This window comes from Nocardia pseudovaccinii NBRC 100343, assembly GCF_001613225.1.
Lineage (GTDB): Bacteria > Actinomycetota > Actinomycetes > Mycobacteriales > Mycobacteriaceae > Nocardia > Nocardia pseudovaccinii.
Map to the genome: position 1 here is coordinate 1 of NZ_BDBY01000131.1, position 12,761 is coordinate 12,761.

13 protein-coding genes are annotated in these 12,761 nt (G+C 66.6%); all 13 read left to right on the forward strand.

Features of this window, described 5'->3' with window-relative positions; all coding sequences use genetic code 11:
* The first annotated feature begins 565 nt into the window (after positions 1 to 565).
* Positions 566 to 1,138 (forward strand): C40 family peptidase, encoded by a 573-nt coding sequence (locus NP3_RS15765; protein ID WP_063042036.1) that lies wholly within the window; start codon positions 566 to 568, stop codon positions 1,136 to 1,138.
* Positions 1,139 to 1,384: 246 nt separating this feature from the next.
* Positions 1,385 to 2,410 carry an NlpC/P60 family protein gene (locus NP3_RS15770; protein ID WP_063042037.1) on the forward strand — a complete coding sequence of 342 codons (1,026 nt, stop codon included), beginning with the start codon at positions 1,385 to 1,387 and terminating at the stop codon, positions 2,408 to 2,410.
* A 6-nt stretch (positions 2,411 to 2,416) separates the two neighbouring features.
* Positions 2,417 to 3,415 carry a hypothetical protein gene (locus tag NP3_RS15775; protein WP_063042039.1) on the forward strand — a complete coding sequence of 333 codons (999 nt, stop codon included), beginning with the start codon at positions 2,417 to 2,419 and terminating at the stop codon, positions 3,413 to 3,415.
* A gap of 51 nt (positions 3,416 to 3,466) precedes the next feature.
* Complete coding sequence (locus NP3_RS15780) at positions 3,467 to 4,594, forward strand: glycosyltransferase family 4 protein (protein ID WP_063042041.1); 1,128 nt, start codon at positions 3,467 to 3,469, stop codon at positions 4,592 to 4,594.
* A 284-nt stretch (positions 4,595 to 4,878) separates the two neighbouring features.
* Positions 4,879 to 5,268, forward strand: coding sequence for a hypothetical protein (locus tag NP3_RS15785; protein WP_063042043.1), 390 nt, complete (start codon positions 4,879 to 4,881; stop codon positions 5,266 to 5,268).
* A 40-nt stretch (positions 5,269 to 5,308) separates the two neighbouring features.
* Positions 5,309 to 5,746 (forward strand): SRPBCC family protein, encoded by a 438-nt coding sequence (locus NP3_RS15790; protein WP_040688545.1) that lies wholly within the window; start codon positions 5,309 to 5,311, stop codon positions 5,744 to 5,746.
* Complete coding sequence (locus NP3_RS15795; RefSeq protein WP_281197440.1) at positions 5,746 to 7,038, forward strand: ArsA family ATPase; 1,293 nt, start codon at positions 5,746 to 5,748, stop codon at positions 7,036 to 7,038. Before NP3_RS15790 ends, NP3_RS15795 begins: the two co-directional genes overlap by 1 nt.
* Entirely contained in the window at positions 7,035 to 7,493 is a 459-nt protein-coding gene (locus NP3_RS15800; protein WP_063042056.1) for a hypothetical protein, read from the forward strand. Before NP3_RS15795 ends, NP3_RS15800 begins: the two co-directional genes overlap by 4 nt.
* Positions 7,490 to 8,503, forward strand: a complete 1,014-nt coding sequence (locus NP3_RS15805) for an ROK family protein (protein ID WP_063042047.1) — start codon at positions 7,490 to 7,492, stop codon at positions 8,501 to 8,503. The genes NP3_RS15800 and NP3_RS15805 overlap by 4 nt, the downstream gene beginning before the upstream one ends.
* A 134-nt stretch (positions 8,504 to 8,637) precedes the next feature.
* On the forward strand, positions 8,638 to 9,363 hold the full coding sequence (locus NP3_RS15810; protein ID WP_063042049.1) for a lysophospholipid acyltransferase family protein: 726 nt from the start codon (positions 8,638 to 8,640) through the stop codon (positions 9,361 to 9,363).
* A gap of 87 nt (positions 9,364 to 9,450) precedes the next feature.
* Positions 9,451 to 10,110, forward strand: a complete 660-nt coding sequence (locus tag NP3_RS15815) for a phosphoribosylanthranilate isomerase (RefSeq protein ID WP_063042051.1) — start codon at positions 9,451 to 9,453, stop codon at positions 10,108 to 10,110.
* 394 nt (positions 10,111 to 10,504) lie between these two features.
* Positions 10,505 to 11,011 (forward strand): hypothetical protein, encoded by a 507-nt coding sequence (locus tag NP3_RS15820; protein WP_063042053.1) that lies wholly within the window; start codon positions 10,505 to 10,507, stop codon positions 11,009 to 11,011.
* Positions 11,008 to 12,630 carry a cytochrome bc1 complex cytochrome b subunit gene (gene qcrB, locus NP3_RS15825; protein ID WP_063042054.1) on the forward strand — a complete coding sequence of 541 codons (1,623 nt, stop codon included), beginning with the start codon at positions 11,008 to 11,010 and terminating at the stop codon, positions 12,628 to 12,630. The genes NP3_RS15820 and qcrB overlap by 4 nt, the downstream gene beginning before the upstream one ends.
* Positions 12,631 to 12,761 lie beyond the last annotated feature (131 nt).

Consider the following 12,761-nt stretch of genomic DNA (forward strand, 5'->3'; position numbering starts at 1 on the left):
AAAAACCACCTGGGATTTCAGCAGAGAAATGTCCGAATTACACGGCGAGGATTTCGCTCCGATTCCCACGAAATGATCTAGAACACCAAAAAGTGGCGCACGTCACAATATTCGGCAAATTGCATCAATCGGCAGACACGCCCGGGCGCCCGGCGTCGGCACCCTCGGCGTGCTGCCAGCGGTGCCAACGAGAAGACCGTCCGGTCCGACTCGCCCGGCCGAGAATACGCGGAGATACCTTAGCGACCTGGGGAAATCCTGAGAATTTCAGCGTCTGGGACACGCCGCCCTCAGACGTCGCGGAGACCGTCAGCGATGCCGCCATCCTTGGGAAATCACGCTTCGTTATCGTTTCGTGATTGGTGTGACATAAGTCGCACATATTCGGCGGCGAATTTGTTGAGCATCGCCATTTCGGATGTCTCCGACTTTACAAAACACCGTGATGTGTTCGTAACCTTTTCGAGACCTCACGGAGTTCGGCGCACCACCCGACGGTGCTTCGACACGCAGTCCGCTGTACCACCGGGTGCGGCGTCGTGGGGCAGATTGGAAGTACCGCATCATGGCGACCAACACCGTCAAGCGACATGCCAAGCGTGCCGTCGCGGCCGGAGCCGTCGGAGCTGCCTCGCTCGGCGTCTTCCTGTTGCCCGCCGCGCCCGCCTCGGCCCAGCCGGTCACCATCCCCGGCATCGGCACCTTCGACGTACCCAACGAGATCCCGATCCCGCAGGGCATCCCGGGCATCGAGGTGCCCAACCCCGGCCCGCTGCCGTTCATGGCCCCCAAGAAGACCGTCGGCGATATCGCGCTCGACGCCGCGTTGAGCAAGGTCGGCTCGCCGTACGTCTACGGCGCCGCGGGCCCGAACGCCTTCGACTGCTCCGGCCTGGTCAAGTGGTCCTACCAGCAGGCCGGTCTGGAGCTGCCGCGCACCAGCGGTGAGCAGTTGAACGCGGGCGCCCCGGTCTCGCTCGACGACCTGCAGCCGGGCGATCTGGTGTCCTTCTACGGCGGCAGCCACTCCGGCCTGTACGCCGGTGACGGCAACGTCGTCCACGCCTCCACCTCCGGCACCCCGGTGAAGCTCGCGCCGATCTCCTCCATGCCGGTCGCCGGGGCGCGCCGCTTCTGAGCAGCTCTTTCGATCATCCCGCCCGGCCGTACGAGACGGCCGGGCGTCGGGACGGCATGAGTGATCGTTTTGTGGCCCACTGGACACAGACATACGCCGTTCCGTAACCTAATCGAGACCTTCCCGGCTTGCGGGTTCGCCGCAGAAGTTCCGCAGCTTGCGGAGGCGACAAGATCGCTTCACGAGAGAAACGGGGCCTGGCGCGCTGTGACAGCACATCACCGGAGATATCGCAGGAAACGTCTGGTGGGAGGGGCATTAGCGGCCGCGGTCTTGGGCGCCGCACTCTCCGGAGGCAGTCCAGCCGGAGCCGATCCGGCAGCCATGCCGACCACGGCCGGTGAGGCCGTACAGCGGATGATCGACCTGTCCCGCGAATCCGAGCAGCTCAATCAACAGGCACTCGGCGCACAGGCCGATCTCGACACCAAACTCGACGCCCTGCACGATGCCGACGCCAAACTCGACGCGGCCACGCAGACCGCCGATGCGGCCCGCGAGGAAGTCCGCAAGTTCCAGCCGATCATCGATCGCACCGTGATCGCCGCCTATCAGGGCGCGCGCACCAGCCGACTCTCCGCTGTCCTGTTGAGCGATTCGCCGCAGCGTCTGCTGGACCAGATGTCCACCATCGACGTGATCTCGGCCAAGAACTCCGAGCAGCTCAATCTCTACAAACAGGCGACCGCCGCCGCGACCGAGGCGGAAAAGACCGCACGCGCCGCCGCCGACACCGCACGCGCCGCTTCCGACAAGGCCGACCAGGTGCGCGCCGATCTCGAACGCAAGCGAGCCGGTCTGTCCGGCTCCATCGCGCAGGTGGTCGAGGCGTGGGGTCAGTTGTCCACCAAGGACAAATCGGCATTGGCCGGATCGCCGTTCCCACCCGGTTTCGATACCGACACCCTGCTGCGCGGGCTGGTTCCCGGCAGCGGCACCAGCGCATTGGCCGCCGGACTCACCCGCATCGGCGACCCGTATGTCTGGGGCGCGACCGGACCGCACCAGTTCGACTGCTCCGGCCTGGTGCAGTGGGCCTTCAAACAGGTCGGCAAGGATGTGCCGCGAACCAGTTCGCAGCAGGCCTCCTACGGCACCCCGGTGGACAAGGCGGATCTGCAACCCGGCGACGTCGTGTTCTTCTATTCCGATATCTCCCATGTCGGCATCTATGCGGGCAATGGAATGATGCTGCACGCCTCCACGTTCGGGGTTCCGGTAGCCGTTGCGCCGATGGGGTCGACGCCCTATCACTCGGCTCGGCGATACTGATCAGCTATGAGTAGCTTTCGGCGGGCCCACGCCTGGTTGTTCGTGCGGCGCCGCTTCCAGTTCGTCGCCACCGTCGTGATGGTCACCGTACTGACGGGAACCTGCGGTGCGCTGCTGATGATGCCCAATTCGGTACTGCCGAAACTGCGTGCGGCCCAGCCGACTTCGATCGGCAGCCTGCGCGCCGCCGATGACGATCCGCGCCTTGCCTCGGTGCTGCGCACGCTCGAGCCCTTCGGGCAACTCGTCACGGAGCAGGTGCCGACCGGGAACGGCCAGGAGTCCCTGGTCGTCGGTCATCCGGCGCAGCGGGCCGAAATCGATACGCTCGCGGGCGAACTCGCCGCCGCGACCACTGCCGTCACCGGTGTGTGGGGGCCGGGCTGGGCCCAATCCGCGATGGTGGTGGTCGCGTCGAATCCGTCGGAGTTCGCGGCGCTGGTGCGCTCGGGCGCGAGCATGCCCGCCGATGTCGCCGCGGCCTCGGTCGCCGATCCGTTCGTGCCTGGCACCCAGCCGACCGGCCAGCGCGTGGTCTTCAGCTCCGATGCCGGACGCCGCCTCGACGCCGACGGTCTGCGCACCCTGCTGCGCCATGAACTGACCCATATCGCCACGCGCGCCCAAACCATCGACGGCGCACCGCAGTGGATGCTCGAGGGTTTCGCCGAATTCGTGGCCCACCTCGGCACCGGACATCATTTCGCCGATATCGCACCGACGGTGGCCACCCGCATTCGCGCCGGGGATGTCCCCCGCGATCTCCCGTCCGCCGCCGACTTCGCGGGCAGCGGTGCCGTCGCCGCCTATGAGCAGGCGTGGTCGGTCTGCGCGTTCGTCGCCGATAAGTTCGACCAGCCGCGCCTGGTCGAGCTGTACCGCCGCATCGCCGCGGGCAAACAGGACCACGCGAGCGAGGACCGCATCATGCGCGATGTGCTCGGCACCAGCCGCGACGATCTGGTCGCCGACTGGCGCGGTTGGTTGTCCACCCGCGCTGCCTGACGGAGTGAACCGTCGTCACCGGCGTGACGGCGCACCAAGTAGTTTGTTCGCATGGCCCGAACTCTGCTGGTTACCAATGATTTCCCGCCGCGGCCGGGCGGTATCCAGTCGTATCTGCAGGCGTTGGCCGGTGAGCTGCCGCCCGATGATCTGGTCGTTTACGCTCCGCGGTGGCGTGGCGACAGTCATCTGAAATTCGATGCGAAGCAGAAGTTCCAGGTGGTGCGCCACCCGACCACGCTGATGCTGCCGACCCCGCTGGTGCTGCGGCGGGCCGCGCGCTTGCTGCGCAGCGAGAACTGCGACACGGTGTGGTTCGGTGCGGCGGCGCCGCTGGCACTGCTGTCGCCGATGCTGCGGCGCGTGGGCGCAACCCGGATTCTGGCGAGTACACACGGGCACGAGGTCGGCTGGTCCATGCTGCCGGGTGCGCGGCAGGCATTGCGCGCGATCGGTGAGCACACCGATGTCGTCACCTATGTCAGCAGATATACGCGCGGCCGGTTCGCCTCGGCGTTCGGGCCGGATGCCGCGCTCGAATATCTGCCGCCGGGAGTGGATACCGAGGTATTCCGGCCCGATCCGGCCGCCCGCGCGGAATTGCGCCAGCGCTACGGCCTCGGCGATCGCCCGACCATCCTGTGCCTGTCCCGGCTGGTTCCGCGCAAGGGCCAGGACGCGTTGATCGTCGCCATGCTCGAGATCCGCGCTCGGATTCCCGGTGCGGTGCTGGTGGTCGCGGGCGGCGGACCGTACGAGGACAAGTTGCACGGGCTCGCGGCGGCCATCGGCGTCGGCGATGACGTGGTCTTCACCGGCCGGGTCCCGTCCAGCGAGCTGGCGGCCCATCACACCCTGGCCGATGTCTTCGCCATGCCGAGCCGCACCCGCGGGGCCGGACTCGACGTCGAAGGTCTGGGCATCGTGTACCTGGAGGCCTCGGCAGCCGGAGTGCCGGTGGTGGCCGGACGTTCGGGCGGTGCGCCGGAGACCGTGCTGGAGGGCAAGACCGGCCGCGTCGTCGACGGACGCAAGACCACCGAGATCGCCGACGCCATCGTCGAGATCCTGTCCGATCGCGATGCCGCCGCCGAGATGGGCGCGGCGGGACGCGTCTGGGTGGAGGAACAGTGGCGCTGGGACAGTCTGGGCGCGCGACTGCGTCAGCTGCTGCAATAAAGGCGACGGCGGCTCACAGGTTGGGGCTGTGATCTACTACGCTCGGGCTGTGAACGAGCGTCAGCGAGTGAACCAAAGACACAGCGCACGTTTTGCGCACGGTGGAGCTGAGCGTCAGCGAGGCACAGCCGTGAGCGAGCGCAGCAAGCGAACCATGTGCCAGCGCGCTGTGCGCACTGCGGAGCTGAGCGTCAGCGAGGCGCAGCCGTGAGCGAGCGCAGCGAGCGAACCATGTGCCAGCGCGCTGTGCGCACTGCGGAGCCGAGCGTCAGCGAGGCGCAGCAGTGAGCAGTATTCAGATTGCTGATCAGACGTTTGTCGCCGCCCCCGGGGCCGCGGTCGCCGAGATCCTGGCCGGGGAGAACAATTGGCGCCGCTGGTGGCCCGATCTGACCCTCGGCGTCCGGGAAGACCGGGCCGACAAGGGTATTCGCTGGTCGGTCACCGGTGCGCTGACCGGAACCATGGAGGTATGGCTGGAGCCCGCACTCGACGGGGTGATCCTGCACTACTTCCTGCACGCCGAACCGAAGGCGCCGACACGGGATATGGCCGCCGCGAATCGGGCGCGCCGGGTGGCGGGCAAGGATATGTCGTTCGAGATCAAGGCCAGGCTGGAGGCGGGCCGCGCCGCCGGTGTCGCGCCGGCACACGCCGCACCGACCTCCCGCTGACGCATACGAGCACAGCAGCTGAAAGGAATCGTTGTCCGCCATGGCCGACAGGACCCAGAGGTCGATCATCATCGATGCACCGTCGCAGCGGGTGATGTCCGTCATCGCCGATCTGGAGTCCTACCCGGAGTGGGTCTCGGCGGCGAAAACCGTTGAGGTGCTGGAGAAGAGCGCCGACGGCCGGGCCCGGACCGCGCGCTTCGTGCTGGATGCCGGAGTCGTCAAGGACACCTACGTGCTGTCCTACACCTGGCGGCCCGACGACAAATCGGTCAGCTGGACGCTGATCAGCGGCGAACTGCAGAAGGCGCAGGACGGCACCTATGAACTCGTCGACCAGCCCGACGGCACCACCGAGGTGACCTATGAGCTGACCGTCGACCTGAATATTCCGATGATCGGCATGTTCAAGCGCAAGGCCGAGAAGGTGATCACCGATACCGCGCTCAAGGAACTGAAGAAACGGGTCGAAGGCTGATCACACACAAGCCCGAGGCGGCCGGTACTCGGGTCGAACTATTCATCGGCAAAGGCGGAGTCGGCAAGACGACGTTGGCCTGCGCTACCGCCATGGCCTATGCCCGGGCGGGGCAGCGGGTGCTGGTGGCCTCGCTGGATCAGGCGCATTCGCTCGGCGACGCGCTGGGCTTCCGATTTCCACATGATCCCGGCACTGTGCCCGGGATCGCGAGCGTAGTGTCCGGACTCGATGTGATCGAGGTCGATTCCCTTGCGCTGCTGGAGGATCGGTTCCGCGAGGTGGTGCGCGTGCTCGCGACCGGAACCGACCACGATCACGGCATCGACCCGGCCGCACTGGATCCGGCCGAGCTGACCGGACTGCCCGGTGTGCAGGAACTGCTGATGCTGGTGGAGATCACCCAATTCGCCGCCGAGGACGACTGGGATGTGATCGTCGTCGACTGCCCGCCCTCGGCGGATATGTTGCGCATCATCACCGCGCCGGAAACCCTGCTCGGATATGTGGAGCGGATGTGGCCGCCGCATGCGCGGGCGATGAGCATGGTCGGCACCGATCTGCGGCGCGCGGTGCTGGCCACCACGGTCGAGCGGATCGTCAAGGCGGTCACCGAGGTGCACGATCTGCTCACCGATCACGGACGCACCGGTGCGCGACTGATCACCGTCGCCGAACAGGTCGCCATCGCCGAATCGGAGCGGGTGCGTTCGGCGGCGGCGCTGCTCGGTCTGCGGTTGGATGCGGTGGTGGTGAACAAGGTGCTGCCCGCCGTGCCCCCGCCGACCGCGCTCGAGGTGGCCGCCCATCCCGCCGTGCAGTGGTATGTGAATCGACGCGCCGAACAATTGGATGTGGTGAACCGGCTGCAACGGGGTATGAACGGGACACGGGTGCTGATCGCACAGCACACCGGGCCCGAACCGGTCGGGCTCACGTCCCTGTCCGCGCTGTCGTATGCGATGGATTCGGGTGAGCGGTTGAATGCCGACTCGAAGCTGAGCGACAATCCGGCGGAGGTTCGCACAAGTTCCGGCGAGCCGGTGGTTCGATTGGAATCGGGCACCGGTCTGCATTCGGTGTACGCGTTGCGGATGCACCTGCCCGTCGTCGATCCGGCGACGCTGCGACTGGGACGAGTGGAGGACGATTTGATCGTGGGAGCGGACGGGGTCCGGCGCCGGGTGCGCCTGGCGCCGGTATTGCGACGGTGCACGGTCGACGGCGCCGAACTCGACAACGGCTATCTGATCGTGCGTTTCCACCCGGACCCGGAAGCGTGGCCGGTATGAGTGACGACTGGCCCGGCGCTGCCGAGCCCGGTGACGGCCTCGGCGAATTCGCCGCGGAATTGAAGCTGCTTGCAGAGGCGGTGCTGGAACGGGTCGAACCCGTGCTGCGTCGCGCGGCCGACGGACAACCGGACTGGTCGAGTTGCAGTTGGTGCCCGGTCTGCGCGGCCGCGGCGCTGGTGCGCGGTGAGCATCACGATGTGCTCGCGGTGGTGGCCGATCACGGGACCGCGATCGTCACCGTGCTGCGCGAGGCGCTCGCCGGTGTGCCGGTCGATCCGGTGATGCCCGAAGACGATGTGCCGCACGATCATTCGTTCGCTTCCGGGCAGCACGACGATCCACCGGATACGGAATCCACACCCGCCGACGCGGATACCCGCACACGGCAGTCGAACTCGGCCGGGCGCAAGCGATCCCGCTATGTCGGCATCCCCGTGACGATCAAGGCATGACGGCGCGAGTAGCAGATGCGCGACCGCTGACCGTCGGAATCGACGTCGGTGGCACCAATATTCGCGCATCGGTGGTCGACGGCGACGGCGAGGTGCTCGACACCGTGGTAGCGCCGACACCGCATTCGGCGCGCGCACTGGAGAACGCGCTGGACCGTGCGGTCCGCGAACTGTGCCGCAGACATCCGATCGGCGCGGTCGGCCTCGCGGTGGCCGGATTCATCAACGCCGATCGCTCGACAGTGCGCTTCGCGCCGCACCTGCCCTGGCAGGACACCCCGGTCGCGCAGCGGCTCACCGAACGCCTCGAACTACCGGTGATCCTCGAACACGACGCCAATGCCGCCATGTGGGCCGAGTACCGCTTCGGCGCGGCGGCGGGCGGGCACAATTCGGTACTCGTCGCGATCGGCACCGGCATCGGCGCGGCACTGCTCATCGACGGCGAACTGTATCGGGGCACGCACGGCGTCGCACCTGAGCTGGGACATCTGCAGGTGGTGCCGCAGGGCCGGTCCTGTCCGTGCGGTAAACGCGGCTGCTGGGAAAGGTATTGCAGCGGAACGGCTCTGGTCGACACCGCGATCGAAATGCTGGCCACCGACCCGGTGCATTCGACGGTACTGGCGCGCGAGGTGCTGCGCGATCCAGGTTCGCTGACCGGACGCCGGGTGGCCGGGGCCGCCCAGGACGGCGACCCGTTGGCCGTTGCGGTGATGGCCGATTTCGCCCGCTGGCTCGGGCTCGGACTGGCCTTCGTCAGCGATATCTTCGATCCCGGGCTGATCGTGATCGCCGGTGGCGTAAGCAGTTCGGCGCCGCAGTTCCTGGACGAGGCGCGCGAGGAGTACGCGCGGGCGATCACCGGCGCCGGGCATCGGCCGCTCGCCCGGATCCGGACCACACAGCTCGGTGAGGCGGCGGGGATGATCGGCGCGGCGGAGCTCGCCAGGGCCACCCTCGCCGAAACCGGCCGCGGCCGTTCCTGGGCGGCTCGTTCCACCCACTGAGCGGTCGGATATCAGAACTCGAGAACATGTGGTGAGATACGCCGCTCCGCTTGGATGTGATCTGTACCCAGCGGTAAAGTCGGCAACAGACGGTTGTACTCGTAAACGATCCCGGCCGCGGGGGTTAGGACGCCATGCTCTACTGGATGCTGAAGTACCTGTTCCCAGGACCGTTCATGCACCTCTACAACCGTCCGACGGTCGAAGGCGCGGAGCATATCCCCGCCGACGGACCGGCCATCCTGGCCGGGAACCACCTGTCCTTCTCGGACTGGTTGTTCGCTCCCCTGATGAGCCCGCGTCGGATCAGCTATCTCGCCAAGGCCGAGTACTTCACCGCCCCCGGCTTCAAGGGTCGGCTGCAGAAGTTCTTCTTCAGCGCCACCGGCCAGTACCCGATCGACCGCAGCGGCGCCTCCGCGGCCGAGGACGCGCTCATTGCCGCACGCAAACTGCTCGACAAGGGGCACCTCGTCGGCCTCTACCCGGAGGGCACCCGCTCCCCCGACGGTCGCCTATACAAGGGCAAGACCGGCCTGGCGCGGCTCGCGCTCGAGACCGGCGTGCCCGTCATCCCGGTCGCTGTCATCGGCACCTTCGAGGTCTGCCCGCCCGGCCCGTTCCGCTGGCGTCGCCACAGGGTGACCGTCAAATTCGGCGCCCCCATCGACTTCTCCCGCTACGAAGGCATGGGCGGCAACCGTTTCGTCGAACGCGCTGTCACCGATGAGGTCATGTACGACCTCATGCAGCTCGGCGGCCAGGAATACGTCGACGTCTACGCCGCCAGCCTGAAGAAGGGCGTCCCCAGCGGCTCCGCCCCCGAAGCCACCCGCATCCCGGAGACGGCCGCCAGCTAGCCCCGTTTACTTCCACGAGCCCGGTGCCGAACGCACCGGGCTCGTTCGATTTTCGGCGGGCTACTGCCCGGCGCATATCGTTGAGTCGTGACGGTGCGCGCAAAGATTTGCGGGATCAGATCCGAAGGCGATCTGCGGATCGCGCTGGCCGCCGGTGCCGACGCCATCGGATTCATCTCCGGGATCACCCATTTCAGTGAAGATGGCCTCGATGCCGAGCGCGCGGCGGCGCTGTCGCGGCTCGCTCCGCCCTTCGTCACCCGTGTCCTGGTCACTCATCTGGAGGACGCGGCCGCGATCGTGGACCTGGCCGACCGAGTCGGGGTGGATGCGATCCAGGTTCACGGGCTCGTCACCATCGACACCGTTCGTGCAGTCCGCAAGACCGCCTGTGGCCGGAAAGTCATCAAGGCGGTCCACGTCACGGGGCCGGAGGCCGTCGATACCGCGCGTCGGGCCGCCGCGGATTGCGATGCGGTACTGCTCGATTCACGCACCGCCGACCGCTTGGGCGGCACCGGCCGCACGCACGACTGGTCGGTGAGCGCGGCCGTCGTGACAGCGCTGCACGAGCTGGGCTGCCCGGTGATCCTCGCCGGTGGTCTCGATCCGGACAATGTCGCCGATGCCATCGGACGGGTGCGTCCGTTCGCGGTAGACGTCAATAGCGGAGTCGAAACCGCCACCGGGGATAAGAATCCCGACGCATGTGCGGCGTTCGTGGCAGCGGCGCACGCGGCATTCTGACCTCGAGTTCCACGGGCCATGAGCGGGTCCGGCGAGCAGCATCGCCGCGGCTGCCCACAATCCCCTGCCGACAATGGCCTGGTTACGGCCACCGGTAACCGCAAGCCCGTGGTACCTCGGGGGCGAGCGATCTCGGCAACAGCCGGGTGCGGGTCTCACCGGGGAGGCACAATCACGGGGTACGTGTTCCGAGTGCGGTAACTGCGGGCGTGCAGTGGTGAAAGCTGGTGCACCGCAAGACGAGCGAGGGAGTCACGGTGTCGGAGGTAGCGCCGGATCTGTTGTTGTCTCTCACCGTGGCGGCGGCACATCAGTTGGGGTATTCGTGCCGGGTGGCGGCGGCCGATAACGTGATGATGTCGATACGCCGAGCGCCGACGGTGTCGAGATCACGATGCTGTGCGGCATCTCGGACTACATCACGGCGCACGCGTGCTGGCTCGACGCGTATCCGGTGATCGGGCCGGCGGGTGCGGTATTCGTGGTGCCATCGCAGCGCCATATCTACGCGCACCCGGTGGCGAATCTCCAAGTGGTCCAGGCCACCACGGTGCTGGCCCAGGTCGCGGCGCTCGATTACACGCAGCGCCCGTGGCCGGTCAGCCAGGACGTCTACTGGTGGCACGGCGGCACCATCGAGTTGGCCGCCGCCACGCAGCACACCGGTGAATCGCTCTGCATCTATCCGTCGGACGACTTCCTCGCCGCATTGAACGAACTCCCCGAGCCCCGACGAGATCTACGTCACACGGTAGTACCTCTCGCATCCAGGCCGTCACGTTTCGGACTGCTCGACCGTCTTATGCGTAGCTGGCTGTCGATCGAGAAGGAGATGACAATGCCTGTGCTGTTCATTCGTTACGAGGTGGCGCCACGCGGCTCGGACGGGAGCCCGCGATGAGCTCGAAGGCGGCGCAGCACGCCGACGCCGCGGACGAGCGGTACCGCGCCGCGACCTTCGTGAAACGTTCGATAAACAAGGTCTTCCCGACGCACTGGGCCTTCCTGCTCGGCGAGATCGCCTTGTACAGCTTCATCATTCTGCTGATCTCGGGCATCTACCTGACGCTGTACTTCGATCCGTCGATGACGGAAGTGGTCTACGACGGCGCGTATCAACCGCTGCGCGGCGTGCACATGTCGGCGGCCTATGCCAGCTCCCTGGACATTTCGTTCGAAGTGCGCGGCGGTCTGTTCGTGCGGCAGGTACACCATTGGGCCGCACTGATGTTCCTGGCCGCGATCATCGTGCACTGCCTGCGGATCTTCTTCACCGGCGCGTTCCGCAAACCGCGCGAAGCGAATTGGGTGATCGGCTCGACCCTGCTGGTCCTGGCCATGTTCGAGGGCTACTTCGGCTACAGCCTGCCCGATGACCTGTTGTCGGGCACCGGCCTGCGTTCACCGCTCGGCGGGATCACAATGAGCGTCCCGATCGTCGGAACCTGGATCCACTTCGCCCTTTTCGGCGGCGAATTTCCGGGCGAGGTGCTGATTCCGCGGCTGTTCATCACGCATGTACTGCTGTTCCCCGGCATCATGCTCGCGCTGATCGCCGCGCATATCGCGCTGGTCTGGTATCAGAAGCACACGCAATTCCCGGGGCCGGGGCGCACCGAGGGCAATGTCATCGGTGCGCGCATCGTCCCGGTCTTCGCCGCGGACCAGGGTGCGTTCTTCATGTTCACCCTCGCCACAGTGGCGATCATGGGCGGGGTATTCCAGATCAATCCGATCTGGGAACTCGGGCCATACAATCCGGCGCAGGTGTCGGCGGGTTCACAACCGGACTTCTACATGATGTGGACCGACGGCCTGGCCCGGCTCATGCCGCCGTGGGAGATATACCTCGGCAACTACACCATCCCGGCGGCGTTCTGGGTCGCCCTGGTGATGGGCCTGGTGCTCGTGATCCTGCCCGCCTACCCGTGGATCGAGAAGCGGCTCACCAAGGACTACGCCGCCCACAATCTGTTGCAGCGGCCGCGAGATGTGCCGGTGCGCAGCGGAATCGGCGCGATGGCGATCACCTTCTATCTGGTGCTGACGCTCAGCTGTGTCAATGACATCATCGCCTTGAAGTTCGACATCTCGCTCAATGCCACCACCTGGATGGGCCGCATCGGCCTGTTGATCGCACCGCCGATCGCGTACTTCATCACCTATAGGTTCTGCATCGGTCTGCAGCGCAGCGACCGGGCGGTGCTCGAGCACGGCATCGAGACAGGCATAATCAAGCGACTGCCGCACGGCGAGTACGTCGAGGTGCACCAGGCGCTCGGACCGGTCGACGAGCACGGCCATCCGGTGCCGCTGGTCTACCAGGGCGCGGCGATCCCGAAGAAGATGAACAAACTCGGTTCGGCGGGCAAACCGGGCACCGGCAGCTTCCTGCGACCCGATCCCGTGGCGGAATCCGAGCGATACTTCGAGATCGAGCACGCCGAGGAACGCAAACAGCTCGCCGTGCTGCAGAAGTACCAGGACCGAAGCACCGACGACGAAAGGCACACCCCATGATGTGGCTCACGCGCTCGCATGAGCTGGCTACCGAGGACTACGGCCTGCTCGTCGCGGCCGCGACGGTGGCCGCCGAAGCCACCGCCCGCACGGTCCGTGACCTGTTGCGCGACAACGGGATCCGCGCCACC

Excerpts from the sequence above, each read along its gene's own strand:
- NP3_RS15765 (WP_063042036.1), top strand. The coding sequence starts at position 566 with ATGGCGACCAACACCGTCAAGCGACATGCCAAGCGTGCCGTCGCGGCC.
- NP3_RS15775 (WP_063042039.1), top strand. The coding sequence starts at position 2,417 with ATGAGTAGCTTTCGGCGGGCCCACGCCTGGTTGTTCGTGCGGCGCCGC.
- NP3_RS15780 (WP_063042041.1), top strand. The coding sequence starts at position 3,467 with ATGGCCCGAACTCTGCTGGTTACCAATGATTTCCCGCCGCGGCCGGGC.
- NP3_RS15790 (WP_040688545.1), top strand. The coding sequence starts at position 5,309 with ATGGCCGACAGGACCCAGAGGTCGATCATCATCGATGCACCGTCGCAG.
- NP3_RS15800 (WP_063042056.1), top strand. The coding sequence starts at position 7,035 with ATGAGTGACGACTGGCCCGGCGCTGCCGAGCCCGGTGACGGCCTCGGC.
- NP3_RS15805 (WP_063042047.1), top strand. The coding sequence starts at position 7,490 with ATGACGGCGCGAGTAGCAGATGCGCGACCGCTGACCGTCGGAATCGAC.
- NP3_RS15810 (WP_063042049.1), top strand. The coding sequence starts at position 8,638 with ATGCTCTACTGGATGCTGAAGTACCTGTTCCCAGGACCGTTCATGCAC.
- NP3_RS15820 (WP_063042053.1), top strand. The coding sequence starts at position 10,505 with ATGCTGTGCGGCATCTCGGACTACATCACGGCGCACGCGTGCTGGCTC.
- qcrB (WP_063042054.1), top strand. The coding sequence starts at position 11,008 with ATGAGCTCGAAGGCGGCGCAGCACGCCGACGCCGCGGACGAGCGGTAC.